Annotated in this window: 12 protein-coding genes and 1 riboswitch; of the genes, 6 read left to right on the forward strand and 6 right to left on the reverse strand. The window is 47.8% G+C overall.

Translation table 11 applies throughout. From position 1 onward, the window contains the following. Window positions 1–117: 117 nt before the first annotated feature. Both ACEN86_RS16405 and ACEN86_RS16410 read left to right on the forward strand, forming a co-directional pair. On the forward strand, window positions 118–1,290 hold the full coding sequence (locus ACEN86_RS16405; RefSeq protein ID WP_495631637.1) for a stalk domain-containing protein: 1,173 nt from the start codon (window positions 118–120) through the stop codon (window positions 1,288–1,290). Window positions 1,291–1,313: 23 nt separating this feature from the next. Beyond that, window positions 1,314–2,780: a S41 family peptidase gene (locus ACEN86_RS16410; protein WP_495631638.1), complete on the forward strand. Its 1,467-nt coding sequence runs from the start codon at window positions 1,314–1,316 to the stop codon at window positions 2,778–2,780. Between the two features lie 25 nt (window positions 2,781–2,805). Here ACEN86_RS16410 and ACEN86_RS16415 read toward each other — a convergent pair whose 3' ends face one another. Then, a complete protein-coding gene (locus tag ACEN86_RS16415; RefSeq protein ID WP_495631639.1) occupies window positions 2,806–3,339 on the reverse strand; it encodes a YutD family protein in 534 nt (177 codons plus the stop codon). 32 nt (window positions 3,340–3,371) lie between these two features. Continuing rightward, the gene (gene lipA, locus ACEN86_RS16420; protein ID WP_495631640.1) at window positions 3,372–4,265 is read right to left on the reverse strand and encodes a lipoyl synthase; all 894 of its coding nucleotides are present in this window, start codon (window positions 4,263–4,265) and stop codon (window positions 3,372–3,374) included. 173 nt (window positions 4,266–4,438) lie between these two features. Here lipA and ACEN86_RS16425 point away from each other — a divergent pair, with 173 nt between their 5' ends. After that, window positions 4,439–5,488: a M23 family metallopeptidase gene (locus tag ACEN86_RS16425; protein WP_495631641.1), complete on the forward strand. Its 1,050-nt coding sequence runs from the start codon at window positions 4,439–4,441 to the stop codon at window positions 5,486–5,488. A gap of 97 nt (window positions 5,489–5,585) precedes the next feature. On the opposite strand, the gene yunB is transcribed toward ACEN86_RS16425, so the two are convergent. Next, entirely contained in the window at window positions 5,586–6,311 is a 726-nt protein-coding gene (gene yunB, locus ACEN86_RS16430; RefSeq protein ID WP_495631642.1) for a sporulation protein YunB, read from the reverse strand. A 229-nt stretch (window positions 6,312–6,540) separates the two neighbouring features. On the opposite strand from yunB, the gene ACEN86_RS16435 reads away from it, so the two are divergent. From ACEN86_RS16435 to ACEN86_RS16445, 3 genes are all read left to right on the forward strand, one after another. Beyond that, on the forward strand, window positions 6,541–7,533 hold the full coding sequence (locus ACEN86_RS16435) for a zinc-dependent alcohol dehydrogenase (protein WP_495631643.1): 993 nt from the start codon (window positions 6,541–6,543) through the stop codon (window positions 7,531–7,533). Window positions 7,534–7,574: 41 nt separating this feature from the next. Beyond that, entirely contained in the window at window positions 7,575–8,408 is an 834-nt protein-coding gene (locus ACEN86_RS16440; RefSeq protein WP_495631644.1) for a sugar phosphate isomerase/epimerase family protein, read from the forward strand. Between the two features lie 270 nt (window positions 8,409–8,678). Further along, window positions 8,679–12,662 (forward strand): family 14 glycosylhydrolase, encoded by a 3,984-nt coding sequence (locus ACEN86_RS16445; protein WP_495634333.1) that lies wholly within the window; start codon window positions 8,679–8,681, stop codon window positions 12,660–12,662. Between the two features lie 170 nt (window positions 12,663–12,832). On the opposite strand, the gene ACEN86_RS16450 is transcribed toward ACEN86_RS16445, so the two are convergent. The 3 genes from ACEN86_RS16450 to ACEN86_RS16460 form a co-directional block, all read right to left on the reverse strand. Further along, a complete protein-coding gene (locus ACEN86_RS16450; RefSeq protein WP_495631645.1) occupies window positions 12,833–13,999 on the reverse strand; it encodes a phosphoribosylaminoimidazolecarboxamide formyltransferase in 1,167 nt (388 codons plus the stop codon). A gap of 51 nt (window positions 14,000–14,050) precedes the next feature. Then, a riboswitch (ZMP/ZTP riboswitch) is annotated at window positions 14,051–14,133 on the reverse strand. Window positions 14,134–14,217: 84 nt separating this feature from the next. Beyond that, the gene (locus ACEN86_RS16455; RefSeq protein WP_495631646.1) at window positions 14,218–14,820 is read right to left on the reverse strand and encodes a DedA family protein; all 603 of its coding nucleotides are present in this window, start codon (window positions 14,818–14,820) and stop codon (window positions 14,218–14,220) included. Between the two features lie 1,134 nt (window positions 14,821–15,954). After that, window positions 15,955–16,296, reverse strand: coding sequence for a hypothetical protein (locus ACEN86_RS16460; RefSeq protein WP_495631647.1), 342 nt, complete (start codon window positions 16,294–16,296; stop codon window positions 15,955–15,957). Between the last annotated feature and the right edge of the window lie 12 nt (window positions 16,297–16,308).

Raw genomic sequence — 16,308 nt, forward strand, 5'->3', positions numbered from 1 at the left:
TAAAACTCTACTTACCGGGCATGGAAATATATACAAAAATAATCGTAGACTTTAGCACGCAGCAGTGGTATAACCGATCTATCTGCTCAAAATTGACCTCAAGGAGTGCATAATTTCGTGAAACGTATTACTTCCGCACTAACTGTACTTGCTCTATCTCTGGCTCTATCTGTACCAGCCCATGCTGCATCCAAGACCATCCAGGTCTATATTGATGGCAGCCCAATCAGCTTCTCCGCTGGCGCTCCTTACACCCAGCAAAGTACAACTCTTGTTCCTTTCCGCGCCCTGTTCGAGAAGCTTGGACTTAAAGTGGACTGGAATGCCAAGACCCAGACAGTTACGGGAAAGAAGAATGGACTTTCGATCGGTCTGACAATCGGCAGCAACCGGGCTACAGTGAATGGAGTCGTCAAGAAGCTGTCCATTTCCCCAGTCACGGTTAAAGGTACCACCTACATTCCACTCCGGTTCGTCGGGGAAGCGTCGGGTGCCGATGTGGAGTGGGACAGTGACTCCAATTCCATCTACATTCATACGGCCGCATCCATTGCACTCGATGAGCAGCAGATCCAAACTGTGCTTAACCAAAGCATTGCGTACTTTAACAATAAAGACATTGCCAAAGTAGCTGATCTTGCCTCTTCGGATTCCCCAATCAAGGATAGTGTAGAGAACCTTCAGAAGGAGGCAGAGGATTATCCTCAATTCAGCAAAATAGTGGACCTCAAGATCGTTAATCTGGATCAAAGAATGGGAGAGGCCGTTGTCCAGACCACCGAAGAAGCTACTCGCACCGGAGGTATCTATACCCCAGACACCCGGGTTAATTATGTGTACACTTTAGTGAAGGAAGAGGGTTCGTGGAAGATTTATGATTTCCAGTCCCAGGGTGTGAACTACTTTGTCCCCGTGGACGCCTTGACCAAATCAATTAGTGTCCCATCCAGTGATGAGACCAGCCTCAAGCAGCTTATTGATACCTATATCAAGAGCTTTAATGACAAGAATCTGGACGGTATGCTCTCTACACTCGATCCAAGTCTTGCGACCGATGATTTCAAGAGCGAAATCACCTCTTACTTCAAAGAGTATGAATTCAAATCTACCACGCCTACCGTCAAAATCATCTACTACACGGCAGAAGAAGCCGCGGTATATGTAGAGGAGAATGAGACCATTAAGGCAGATAACGAAACTTATCAGCAGACTTATAAGTACGTCTATGTAATGGGCAAATCCAAATCAGGCAGCTGGCTGATTACAGATACTTATACTTTGGATCAATAATTAGTAAAGGAAGACATTAACCCATGATTAAATTTTCTATTCGGAATGCACTTATCAGTACCACACTTACTCTCTCTCTTCTTCTGCTTCCAGGAGCTGCATTTGCCGCAGACAGCCAGCAGACAACTGCTGCCGGGACTTCGGAGAGCACCCAGGCTTCCGATACCCAGCTCATTCAGGAAGTGCTCGACTATATTAGTGATCACAACGTTTCAGGCGTTAAGCGAGAAGAGCTCATCCGGGCAGCCATTGAAGGCATGATCTACCAGCTGGATGATCCCTACACCTCCTACTTCACGGCAGATGAACTCAAGCAGTTCCAGGATTCCATCAACCAGGATTATGTAGGCATCGGTGTCACTTTGTACTTCGATAATAACAAGCTGTATATAGACAGCGTAATGTCCGGATCACCTGCTGAGAAGAGCGGCCTCAAGGCTGGGGATATCATCACCCGGATCGACGGGCAGCCCGTGACTGGACCGGATACGGCAGCTGGCCTGGCCGGCGAGGAGAACACCCAGGTAACGATCACCGTGCAGCGCAGTGGCATTATCAAGCTTTTCACAGTGACTCGTGCGGAAATCTACCTGCCTACCGTGAATTCGGCTATCACGGACAGCAAAATCGGCTACATTCAGCTGACCAGCTTCGCCGAGAATGCGGATGAAGACTTTGCGGTTGCGCTAAGCAAGCTTCAGGCCTCTGGCATGAAGTCACTGGTCCTGGATCTTCGTGACAATGGGGGCGGTTATATTGATACCGCTAATAATATTGCGAAGCATTTTATAGATAAAGGTATCTTAATGTACACTCAGGATCAGAGCGGTCTACTGGTTCCCCAGACCATTACAGATGGTGTTAAGATCGGTGTGCCCGTAGTGGTGATTACGAATGAGAACAGTGCCAGTGCCTCCGAGATTCTAACAGGTGCGCTGCGGGACAATCACGTTGCCACCACGGTAGGTACTACCACTTACGGTAAAGCCCGTATTCAGAATGTAATCTCCCTATCTAACGGAGATGCACTCAAGCTGACTACAGAGAAATACTTGACCCCAAGCAAGGAAGATTTCAACAAAATCGGTCTCAAGCCTGACTTTGAAGTGAAGAACTGGACGGCTCAGCTGATTACTGCCTTCTCTCTCGCAGGCATGAAGACGATGAAAATCAGCGGTGACAGCCATTCTCTCAGCGTGAACGGAAAGTCCTTTGACGGGGCGCTCTACACGATTAAGAAAGGCAGCTCCATCTATGTTCCGGCACGTGTGCTGACTTCACTGGTCCAGGGAGAAGTTGCCTGGAGTTCGAAGGAGAAGAAAATCATTGTGACTGATGGTGCCGGACGGCGTAATGGCTTCACCGTAGCATCAAGTCAAGTGGTGTTCCAGAATGAGGAGAGCTATATTGAGCTGCATGCCTTTGTGAAGAAATACCCATCGCTGAAATGGAGCTATAACCAGAACAAGCTGACGCTCAGCACTCCATAACTAAACCACAAAAAAAGGTTCCCGATTATTCGGGAACCTTTTTGTTATCCTGCGTCATAACTTGGGACGAATCCGAGGTCTGCAGCGGGCTTTCCTGTGCAGCTTGGCTCTTAGCCGATGGCTCAGCTGACTGAGCCGGCTGTTCAGCCTGCTCTTTAGCACGCCCTTGACCTTGTGCAGGCTTCGCTGCTGATTTCGGCTCTTGAGGGTTGTCGGCGGGCTTGTCTGCCGGCTGTTCTCTCGGTTCGGATGGCTCCTTGACTACCGCTTGCGGATCACGGGGAACCTCCTTCACTCGTTGAAGCACAAAATAAGGACAACCAAAATTGCAATACTCGTTAATATAATCCATGATCCCGGAAATCGAAGAGTCTTTGTTCACTTTGGGATGATTATCCCGGTAGAATCCCTTCAGACGAAGCTGATTATAGCCCCAATCCCCGATAATATAGTCATATCGTTCAAGCACATCGCTGTATCTTTGTTTAAACGCCTCAGGATCCCAGCCATTTCTGTTCTCCTGAATTACTTCGTAGCTTTTGCCATTAACCTGGATCAAAAGAACGTTCCCCCTCTATTCCCACTTAAGGTTTACGTGTGAATGCCTTCCTTCTTGCTCTTGGCTGATTTGACCTGCTCATGGGCATGATAAGAACTGCGGACAAGTGGTCCGGATTCCACATGGCTGAAGCCTCTCTTCAATCCTTCTTCCTTAAGCATGGCGAATTCTTCGGGACGATAATATTTCTCCACGTCCAAATGCTTCGGAGATGGCTGCAGGTATTGACCGAGGGTAAGGATATCGACATCCACCTCGCGCAGATCGTCCATAGCTTGAAGAATTTCATCCCACTCTTCTCCTACACCCAGCATGATGCTGGACTTGGTTGGAATTTGCGGCTGCATTACCTTAGCCTTCTTGAGGAGCTCAAGTGAGCGGCGGTATTTCGCCTTCGCCCGAACTCGGTCAGACATCCGTTCAACCGTCTCGATATTGTGGTTCAGAATGTCCGGCTTCGCGTCCATAACAATCTTCAGGGACTCCGTATCCCCCAAGAAATCCGGAATCAGAACTTCCACACTGCACAGGGGCAGACGGCGGCGGATCGCATGAATGGATCCGGCAAAAATTTGCGCTCCCCCATCTTTGAGATCATCACGGGCCACGCTGGTAATTACGCAGTGCTGCAGGTTCATATTCTCAGCGGCTTCTGCCACGCGCTCAGGTTCTTGGAGATCAAGCTCTGTCGGCATTCCTGTATTCACAGCACAGAAACGGCAGGCACGTGTACAAATATCTCCCAGAATCATAAAGGTAGCGGTACGATTAGCCCAACATTCATATATATTTGGACAGCGCGCTTCCTCGCACACCGTATGTAGTGTTTTGGAACGCATCATGTTCTTGATGTCCTGGTAGTTCTCTCCGGTAGTCAGCTTAATCCGAATCCAATCCGGTTTTGGCTCTTTCACTTGTTTAGACAAAGGTCTGACCTTCCTTCTTCTATAGTTCAATCCATATTACTGCCCATTATTATACCATGAAAGTAATTGAAATACTTCTCAGAATAAAATAACCCCGCTTGCTCCACATTAAAGAAATCAGACATACGGCCTGAATACATTACTCCGCAGGCAGCAGGAGGAGGACATACAGCGTGTATAACAGAAGTTCACTAATAGGTTCAATCCGCTTCATTCTTCTAGGTTGGCTGGTTCTTACCCTGGTCGCTACTGATTCGGTTCCCCTTGCCTTAGCAGCAGAAGCCAAGCCGAATACCAAAGCTACTCCCAAGGAGGATACCCTTCTCGCCCGGCGTCAGCTTTATGAGGAGATGGGCAGCCTCCTGCACATCCCTTGGTATAGGCTAGCAGCAGTAGATCAGTATGAACGTACTCTTACCCCCAGCTCCAAAGAGCCTCAGCTCAAGGAGAAGTTGACCCGGATTTCTTTTCTGCCCCCTGTCTGGTCAGGATGGGTGAATCCACAGCCGGAGGATACGAATCCCGTATCGATTGCTTTGTTCGGCGGGATGGGAAAAGACGCTGATGGAGATGGAATTGCAGATCCGAAGAACGACAGGGACGCTATTTTTACCATGGGCCGTTATATTACCAGCTTCGGTTATGCCGAGGATGACTTCAGGATTGCCCTATGGAAATACTATCAGAATGACCGGGCTGTTCAGCGGATCAGCCAATTTGCCCGAATCTACCAAGCCTTCGATCGCCTGGATCTGTTCGAAAATGCGTTCCCGCTCCCGATCTCCAGCATGTACAGCTATAACGATACCTGGGGGAACTCAAGGCATTGGGGAGGCTTCCGGATTCACGAGGGCAACGACCTATTCGCTCCTTATGGCGTGCCTGTGCGAAGCGTCTGCTACGGAATCGTGGAGATCAAGGGCTGGAATCCGTTCGGAGGATGGCGGATTGGAATTCGGGACCTGAGCAACCGCTATCACTACTATGCTCATTTGAGCGGATATGCGAAGAATATAAATGTAGGCGATATGATGACACCAGGCCAAGTCGTGGGATGGGTAGGCAGCAGCGGCTACGGTCCTCCGGGGACGCAGGGCAAATTCCCGCCGCATCTTCACTTCGGTATATACCGGGATAACGGCAAGAGCGAGTGGGCTTTCGATCCTTACCCGCTGCTCAAGCGGTGGGAGTATGCCGAGAGAGTCCGTCTTCGCAAAAAGTAAAAAAGGGCCGTTCCTTAAATAGGAGCGGCCTTTGCTTTGCGGCAAAAGTCCAATTGGCGGTAAAAGGATCTCTGGTGAGCGCCGGCTCCCTACCCTCTTATCCCGAAGGGTTCGCCGGGAGCGTAATATTCGGCGCATTTGGACTGTTCTCTCCAACCGGATTGCCGTTGTTATCATAATAGTAAGTCGGTACATCACCGACAACGAGCAGATAGGAGACTGGAATCTCTGTCTCTACAGATTGAGGAAGCATATCGAATGGAACTACGACCGAGACCTCGGTCTTCACCCGCAAATACACTTCAACCAGAATCATGTTGATCCCCGCATTCTGTCTTCGTGTATTCAGATCGACTTTCACATCACTCTTCGGTTCAATCCGGAACGGAATTTTGGGACCAAAGGAAGCAAGAATCGGGCTGCCCAGCGCTTGACCGAGCGGGATATTCTCGGACAGCTTGGAGATCCGGTCCAAGGTCGACTGAACCGTGTGAATGGTATCCGAAGTGATTTTCATATGAGCCGAGTAATTGAGCACGAAGCCTTTTATTTTCCCCGTATCATCGGTCTTCCACTGGATCAGATCATCGAACTGCTTCTGGTCCTTCACCTGAGATGTAATGGCCTCATTGATCGATTCTGTAGCAATCTGCTTGACCCGGACTTTGGCCAAATTGCTGATTGGCTCTTTCATCTGACGTTCGATATACAAGAAAAATTGCATCACACCCACAAGGACGACGATCACCGAGATCAGCCAGACCTTCCGTCTGCTGAATCTTTTCCTCTGCCTACGGCTGTGCCATCTCCGTCTTCTCCACACTGACAGGCCCCCCTACTAGCGGTCAATCTTCATTAACTATATGAATCGTGCTGCCTCGTATCCCCCGGTTCTGTATCCTTCATTCCTTATTAAATTATGCTGGACAGCTCTGAAAAAGAAGAGACAGGCCTTGGCGAAGGCATGCGCGCCGCACTATAGTGTCTGTATTTATGCATACAAATCCTATATATTTAGGGTTGGGACTTATCACATCTAGGAGGTATACAGCATGAAGCAGGTACAAGCGTTTGGACCCCAGGATTTGAGATGGGTAGAAGCGGATTCGCCAGTGGCAGGTACCGGCGAGGTTGTCGTCGAAGTCAAGGCATGCGGAATCTGCGGCTCGGATAAATGGTTCTGGTATGTGAAAGAGCCTTCAGATTATGTAGCCGGACATGAAGTAGCCGGAATAGTGATCTCGGTTGGTGAAGGGGTGAAGCGGCTTCGTCCCGGAGACCGTGTAGCTGTAAATAATGTCCGGGGATGCGGGGAGTGCCCGGCTTGTCTGAAGGGACAATTTGTTCGCTGTGCTCATGGAATTACGCACATGGGTTTTGGATTTTCCGAAATGATAGCGGTTCCAGAACGCAACTGTCTGCTGCTGGATGATGCGATCAGCTACGAGGCGGGCAGCCTGATCTTTGATAACTGGGGAACCCCTTATTCCGCCTTGCAAAGAACGAAGCTGGGCGAAGGAGACTGCGTAGTAGTTACGGGCTGCGGGCCGATTGGCCTTGCCGCCATTACACTAGCGAAGCTCCGTGGAGCCCGAGTAGCCGCTGTGGACCCTGTCCAGACCAGGCTGGAGGCGGCGATCCGACAGGGGGCTGATCTTGCCCTTCTTCCTGGAGAGGCACTAGATCCGTTAAAAGAATGGATGGGTCCTGAAGGTGCCGACTATGTGATGGAATGCTCAGGCAAGCCATCCTCGTATGAACTCGCCTTCTCGGTTCTGGGGATCGCGGGAACGCTGGTCGTGATTGGGGAAGGTGCCCGGTATGAGATTAGCTCAAGTGAGCTTATCCATAAACATCTTACGTTGTCAGCTTCGCTGTACTCCACCATGCAGGATGGAGCCGATGTTCAGAATTTAATGCTGCAGGGATCGATTGATCCTATGGCATTTGTTACACATACATTTCAATTGAAGGAGCTTCCTTCAACATTTGGCCAGGTTATCGAGTGCAGTGATGGACTGCTTAAAGCGGTTGTAGTCCGCTGATCTTTCATGTGTGAGGATTATATTAAAAGGAGTGAACGGCATTGAGACTGGGAGGACAAGTCTTTATTCAGAATATGGACCCGCTTAGCTGGGCAGCGGCGATTAGGCAGGAAGGATACCGCGCAGCCGTCTGCCCGATTCAAAATGATGCGAACGATACCACGGTTCAGGCCTATAAACAGGCTGCTGAGCAGCATGACCTTCTTATTGCCGAGGTCGGTGCCTGGAGCAATCCGATCAGTCCAGATCTTGAAGTTCGCAGGAAGGCCCTGGATTACTGTAAAGCCCAGCTTGATCTTGCTGAACGCATCGGAGCCAGAGTCTGTGTCAATATTGCCGGATCACGCGGAGCGCAGTGGGATGGCCCCCATCCGGACAATTTCTCTGACGATACTTTCGCACTCATTGTGGACACGGTAAGAGAGATCCTTGATGCGGTGAAGCCGAAGTCTGCCTTTTATGCGCTGGAGACCATGCCCTGGGTTCTTCCGGATTCGGCGGATACGTATCTTGCTCTGGTCAAAGCTATCGACCGCGAACAGTTCGCCGTCCACCTTGATCCTGTGAATATGATATCGAGCCCTAGAACCTACTATAGAAATACGGAGATGATGAAGGAGTTCTTCACAACGCTGAGACCTTATATCAAAAGCGCTCATGCCAAGGATATTCGTCTTGGCGGCCAATTAGCGGTTCATCTGGAAGAAGTGCTGCCGGGTACAGGCTTGCTTGATTATAAGGTGTTCCTAAGCGAGCTTGCCCGCTTGGATTCTGATACGCCGCTGATCATTGAGCATCTTCCGGATGAGGAGCAGTACCGCAAGGCCGCAGCCTTTATCCGCGAGACCGCAGCAAGTCTTCAAATTGAGCTATAAATCCAAGACCCTATTTAGGGTCTTTTTTATTACCGTCAATATAATCCTCCTTTTTCAGCAATTTATTACGTTGTTTATCGATTGCGAACCCCTTAGACTATTGGTGTAAACGTTTGCACACGGAGCTTGATCACACGTGTGAGTCTCCCGTCCCTTTGTCATAGGAGGACCGGCTTCCTTGCCCGTCATTCCAAATTTGCTTGGAACCTTGTTCCAGGCCGGATTCATACCAAGAGGAGGATGATCTATTTGCACGGTACCAAAGCTACAATGAAACGAGGCTATTTATTTACTTTAATTCTCTCACTGGTCTTCTCGACTTTCTTAACTCCATTCACGAACACAGCCAGAGCCGAAGTAGCAAATGACTTTCAGGCTTCTGTCATGGCTCCGTTGACCAAGATCACAGACTGGAATGCATTCAAGAATCAACTCAAGACACTTAAGGACAACGGCGTCTACGCCCTTACAACCGATGTATGGTGGGGAGACGTAGAAGCTGCTGGCGACAATCAATTTGATTGGAGCTACTACAAGCAGTATGCAGATGCGGTGAGTGCTTCGGGCCTCAAATGGGTTCCTATCCTCTCCACACATGCCTGCGGCGGAAATCCAGGGGATGATTGCAATATTCCGATTCCATCCTGGCTCTGGAGCAAAGGCACTGCAGATGAAATGAAATTCAAGAGCGAGACCGGCTATGTGAACAACGAAGCCCTCTCCCCTTTCTGGAGCGGACTCAGCCAGCAGTACAACGAACTGTACGCTTCCTTCGCCTCCAACTTCTCAAGCTACAAGGGGCTGATCGCCAAGATCTACCTGAGCGGCGGACCATCCGGTGAGCTTCGCTTCCCGTCCTACTATCAATCAGCAGGCTGGAGCTATCCGGCACGCGGGAAATTCCAGGTCTATACGGATACTGCCAAGAATGCTTTCAGAACCGCAATGATTAGCAAGTACGGTTCGTTAAGTGGAGTTAATCAAGCATGGGGTCTTCAATTGACAAGTACAAGCCAAATTAACCCTCCAAGTGATGGGGATTCTTTCTATTCAACTGGCGGTTATAACACAGCTTACGGCAAAGACTTCCTGTCCTGGTATCAAGGCGTTCTGGAGAACCATCTTGGTGTAATTGCCAAAGCCGCACACACGAATTTCGATTCTGTATTCGGTGTACGTATCGGTGCCAAGATCTCCGGTATCCATTGGCAAATGAATAATCCATCAGCTCCGCACAGTGCCGAGCATGCCGCAGGGTACTACGATTACAATAAGATTGTTCAGAAATTCAAAGATAGCGATCTAGATCTCACCTTTACTGCTCTGGAAATGTATGATAACGGTTCGGCACCAGCTTACTCGATGCCATCCACACTTGTAGACACCATCTCTTCCATAGCCAACGCCAAGGGCGTTCGTCTCAACGGGGAGAATGCGCTGCCTACAAGCGACTTCCAGAAGATTGAACAACAGCTTACGAAATGGAATTACAATGGCTTCACTCTGCTGCGTTTCGCAAATCTCGTGAACCAGGATGGTTCTCCTACAAGCAATATGGCGGGCTTCAAGCAATACGTAATTAGTCATGCCAAGCCTATTGTTGATCCGAATGGAAATAAAGTAACGATTTACTACAAAAAAGGCTTCTCCACTCCTTACCTGCACTACCGCCCAGCTGGCGGAACTTGGACTACTGCTCCAGGCGTAGCTATTCCAAATGCTGAAGCAGCTTACCCTGGATACGGTAAGATTACAGTTGATATCGGTTCTGCTACCCAATTGGAAGCCGCTTTCAATAATGGCAGCGGTTCATGGGACAGCAACAATACGAAGAATTATTTCTTCGGTACTGGTACCTCAACTTATACGCCGGGCGCTAACGGAGCCGCTGGAACCATTACTCCTGGGGCACCTGGTGGCACAGGCGGAGACGCAACCGTTACCATTTACTACAAGAAAGGCTTCACTACTCCATACATCCACTACCGTCAGGAAGGCGGAACTTGGACTACGGCTCCTGGTGTTGCCATGGCAGATGCTGAATCTACTTACCCTGGCTACGCCAAGATCACACTTCCTCTAGGATCAGCTACTCGTATCGAAGCCGCTTTTAACAACGGTAGTGGTACATGGGATAGCAACAACACCAAGAACTACTTCTTCAGCCAAGGAACTTCTACTTACACACCGGGCTCCAATGGAGCTGCAGGTACCATTACCACCGGAGCACCCGGTGGTGGTGGCACCACCACAGCCACAATCTACTACAAAAAAGGCTTCACCACTCCATACATCCACTACCGTCAGGAAGGGGGAACTTGGACTACAGCTCCAGGTTCCGCTATGGCGGATGCCGAAGTGGCTGGCTACGCCAAGATTACACTTCCTCTAGGATCAGCTACACGCATCGAAGCTGCTTTTAACAATGGCAGTGGTACTTGGGACAGCAACAACACCAAGAACTACTTCTTCAGCCAAGGAACTTCTACTTACACACCGGGTGCTAACGGAGCCGCCGGGACAATCACTCCTGGTTCGCCAGATGGTAACACCACCACCGCTACAATCTACTACAAAAAAGGCTTCACCACTCCGTACATCCACTATCGCCAAGAAGGAGGAACCTGGACTACAGCTCCAGGTTCCGCTATGGCAGACGCCGAAGCGGCATACCCTGGCTACGCCAAGATCACACTTCCTCTCGGATCAGCTTCCCGTATTGAAGCCGCCTTTAATAATGGCAGCGGTACTTGGGACAGCAACAACACGAACAACTACTTCTTCAGCCAAGGAATTTCTACTTACACACCAGGCTCTAACGGAGCCCCAGGCACCATAACATCCGGGACACCTGATCTGAATGGCGGTAACACGGGCACCACCGACTGGAGCAAACAAAGCATTTACTTCATCATGACGGACCGTTTCAACAACGGAGATACCTCGAACGACAACGCCGACGGCTTTGCATCTGACAAGAACGATCTAACGAAATGGCATGGCGGTGACTTCCAGGGAATTATTAATCAACTGGATTACATCAAGAACATGGGCTTTACGGCGATCTGGATTACACCGGTAACCGCTCAGAAGAGTGCTTATGCTTATCACGGCTACCATACTTACGATTTCTACTCTGTCGACGGGCATTTGGGAACGATGGATAAGCTGAAGGAGCTTGTAAATACAGCTCATAGCAAGCAAATCTCGGTTATGCTCGATGTCGTTCCGAACCACACGGGTGACTTCCAGCCGTATAATGGGATAGCCAAAGCCCCGTTCGATAATCCGGATTGGTATCACCACAACGGAACGATTACTAAGTCAGATTATGATACCAACAATCAATGGAAAATTGAGAACGGCGACGTTGCAGGTCTGGATGATATTAACCAAGAGAATCCCGCGGCTGCAAACGAGCTAAAGAACTGGATTAAGTGGATGATCGGCGAGACAAAAGTTGACGGCCTGCGTGTAGATACGGCCAAGCACGTACCAAAATGGTTCCTGAAGGATTTTGATACAGCTGCCAATACTTTCACTATGGGTGAAGTCATGGACGGTGATCCAAATAAGATTGGCGATTACTCCAACTATCTGGATGCAGTACTCGACTTCCCTATGTACTATACGATCAGAGACGTATTCGGTCACGATGATTCTACTACCAAAATTAAGGACCGTTACAATCAAGACGGCAGCTACCGCGATCCTAAGCTGAATGGTGTATTCCTGGACAACCATGACGTGAAGCGGTTCCTCAATGAGGCTTCCGGCAATCCTAGCAACCGCTCGGATAAATGGCCGCAGCTCAAAGCCGCACTCGGCTTCTTGTTGACATCACGGGGTATTCCAATTATTTACCAAGGCACCGAGCTTGGATACGATGGCGGTGAAGACCCTGACAACCGCAAGGATGTTGTGCAGAATCCGAATCATGAGCTGTACAAATACATTGCCAAGCTTAACGCCGTGCGTAACAGCCACCCGGCACTGCAAAATGGTTCTCAAAAAGAGAAGCTGGCTGATGGCTCATTCTACAGCTACCAGCGCTCCAATAACGGGGATGAAGTAGTTGTGATCATTAACAATTCCTGGAGTACTTCGTCCCGCACGGTCTCAGGTATCGACAATCTGTCTAACGGAACCAGCCTGAAAAATCAATTAGGATCGGATTCCGTACAGGTTAATAACGGTTCGATTAACGTAACCTTGGGACCGAAAGAAGTGAAGATTCTGGCGAAGGCCAGCTAATTAGAAGAGGTTAAGAGGTCCCTCCTCTCCTCTTAGTGGATTGTCAGCTACAATGAATGCTTGGTGGATGACTGTATCCAGCAATCAGCCCCCATCCGGGTTTGGATGGGGGCTGATTGTTAATTTTTTAATAAGACTGCTAAACGTTAGAAATGCCTCGATATATACAATTAATGATGGAACAATCGCACTCCTGAGAAGGCCATGACCATTCCGTATTCATTAGCCGCTTCAATAACTTCCTTATCCCGTGACGACCCGCCCGTCTGCAGAATGTATTTGGCTCCGCTTAGTGCAGCACGGTCAATATTGTCCCTGAAAGGCAGGAATGCATCCGATGCAAATGAGACCTCCTGCAGTGCAGTTAAATACTCTCTTTTCTCATTAGGTGTGAGCCTATGAGGGACTTCCTCGTAACACTCTTCCCAAGCTTCTCGTTCGGGGACGGTAAGATCATCACAGAGCCACTTATCTATGGCATTATTTCTCTCCGTAGGTGAAATTCCCTCGCGAAATTTCATGGTTAGAGCAGCTGGATGCTGCCTCAAATACCAGTTCTCTGCTTTTGATGCAGCGAGCCTCGTGCAGTGGATACGGGATTGCTGCCCTGCTCCCACGCCAATCGTCTGCCCATCCTTCGCAAAACATACCGAATTGGACTGCGTATATTTTAGTGTGATTGCTGCAATTAACAGATCTCTCTTGGCCGAAGCCGGAAAGACTGTATTCTCGGTTACGATTTGGTCTAAAATTTTCTCGGTGATTAACACATTATTTCTATCCTGTACGAGGTTAACTCCAAATAAAGTTCTCTCCTCTACCAGCCCCGGCTCGTAATCTGGATCGATCTCAATAATTAGGTACTTCCCCTTTTTCTTGGCCTTGAGGATTTCCAGGGCAGCATCATCATAAGCAGGCGCCACAATCATGTCGGAAATTTCCTTTTTCAGCAATTTAGCAGTAGGAAGATCCACTGTATCACTTAAGGCCGCACAATCACCGAAGGAGGAGATGCGGTCAGTTCCCCTTGCCCTCGCATAAGCGACAGCCAGAGGTGACAGCTCCATACCGTCCACACCATAAGCCTTAGCCAGTTCGTGACTCAGCGGGCTATACACAGCCGCTCCAGCAGGACTTACGTGTTTGAAGGAGGCTGCCGCAGGTTGCCCTATGGCTGTTCTGAGCTCTCTTACAAGCTGATAAGCGTTAAGCGCATCGAGTAAGTTAATGTAGCTTGGCTCACCATTAAGAATCCTGAAAGGCAGCTTTCCAGGCGATGTGACTCTTGCGTTACCTTGATTCGGGTTAATCCCATACCGCATTTTGATTTCTTCCATTTGTACCTTCACCCTTTCATAGCAAATAAAAAAAGTGTTTGATTAGATCAAACACTTTGCCCAGGCGAACGGCTTATATATCCATGTGCTCCCCCGTGGTCATCCACGTTTCATCGCCAGTAGCACATGGTAACAGTCTTATATACAAGGTTGATTTTACCAAAATATCCCTATGGGTTCAAGTCGATTCAATTCGATGTCCTGGCTGCTGAAAAGCCTTAGGCTTGATTTGCTTTTGGTTTTCTTTTCAGGAACCAGATAAGGAGGAGAACCAGAACAAGAAGCACAAAGCCAAGCAGCAAATACTTATGAATGGCTTCTGTAACCGCCAGCCAATGCTTGCCAAGGTAAGTTCCCAGCGTGATGAAAGTGAACGCCCATAGTATCGCCCCCGGTGCAGCGTAAGAAAGGAATGTACGGTAGGGCCACCCGCTGATCCCGGCAAAATAAGCCGTGAGATGCCGAACACCGGGTATGAAATAGCCCAGCGTGAGCGCGAACTTGCCAAATTTCTTGAACCAACGCCGGGTATGATCAAGCTTCTCCTTCGTAATCCGAATCTTCCGTCCATGCTTCTCAAGCAGCGGATACCCAAACTTCCGCCCAATGAAATAACTGACGCTCATCCCCGCGAAGCTGCCCACTACCGCGACCAGCAAGGTCACGGCATAGGATAGTCTCCCCTGGGAGATGAGATATCCCGAATACGTCATCAGGACTTCGTCCGGTACGGGCAGACCGACAATCCCAAGGACCAAGGCTCCAAAGATACCGAAATAACCATAATGTGCGATGAGATAAAAGATTTTGTCTTGGAGCATCTAGATGGACTCCTTCTCTTGATGCCACCATTTGGCATGTTGGTTAGGTGTGAAAGTAAGGGAGAGAAATGGGTTCTCTCCTCTTCTTTACTTTAACCAATTCTTTGCCGGAATTTTCGGGTTTAATAAGATGCTTGTTCGAGCCATACCGCTCAGATTGGCACAAGGTACCTTTATCAAAATCTTCCCATTGCTCTTTTGCCTGTTTATATTAATCCAAAATTGGACGTTGCGGAGGCAAAAAAGAAAACCCCAAGCGAAGATTAGTCGCCTGTGGTTAATTTAAAAACTCTCTTTAATTTCTTCGTGTGTTTTTCCTTAAATTCCTTTAGGATCTGGTAGAAGAAACATAACAAACAAAACTAATAAGATAAATGTGATAAGCGCAAAAACAACCGATGTCCATAAAACAACACGCAAATAGAACCTACGATCTTTCCTCACTTAGAAAATTCACTCCTATTAAATACTTCTTATTCCCTGATACGATATTATCTTTCCGGGGATTCTATTCCGAAGGTTGGATCTGTTGGGTTCGGCAGAGCAATCTTCATGATGATCTCGGTACTTTGTTAATCAAGTTCCCGTTATTAATATACTTGTAATTAACGAGCATCGCACTTCCTTGAGAATTCCAAGGTTAGTCTCCTTGTGGATTGATTTAAAACTTCAGTTTGATGAAGTTCTAACAACAAACACTTCAGTTAGAACAAAAATTGTATATACAACAAAAGCTAAAACGAATCCAGTACTTCCACCAAGAAGAATAGTAACTATTATTGCTACTGGTAACAGTAGAAGTGCGCGATATAAACTTCTTTTTAATTTTATTTTAAGTAGAACAAAATCAATTAATGACAAGAATGAAGAATAGAAGAGTACCACTATGAAGAATACGACCCCAGACAGTAAAAAGAAGAATATGTCTGGATAAGTTATAGCGATAATGAGGCTTGACGTTAACCAAGTTATTAAGATTCTCTTTGCCAATACTTTTATACCTCCCAATTTCGGTGAGTACGATAGATTTGTAATTAAAAATAAATTGCAAAAATTTCTTTACCTACTTCACTTATTGAACAGTAATCTCATCAACATATACAGCTTCATAATCTTTTGCCACAACCCATCCATTTAAACCATAAGAAGATAAGATAACGTAATAAAAATACTCCCCTTCAATAATCTCTCTCTTAATTCCTCTTCAGTTTTATAAAAAAACGGCCAACAATATGGTTTAAGTTTCTTCAATAACTCACTATAATCCTCCAAGAACTCTATGATATCATATCTTTCAATTTTCAAAATAATGCTGCCAGGAAGCTCTTGCTCAAATAAATGAACTAAAACACCAGAAAAGATAAGATCCATTTTTTTGCAAATGGATGAAGTTTGATATTCAGTATGTATAATTATTTTCTCAGACCTTAAATTAACTTCATATGAAACAATCTCATTATCATGTACGCTTTGCATGATTCTCTCCCT

Source organism: Paenibacillus sp. Paensp111, from assembly GCF_059492195.1.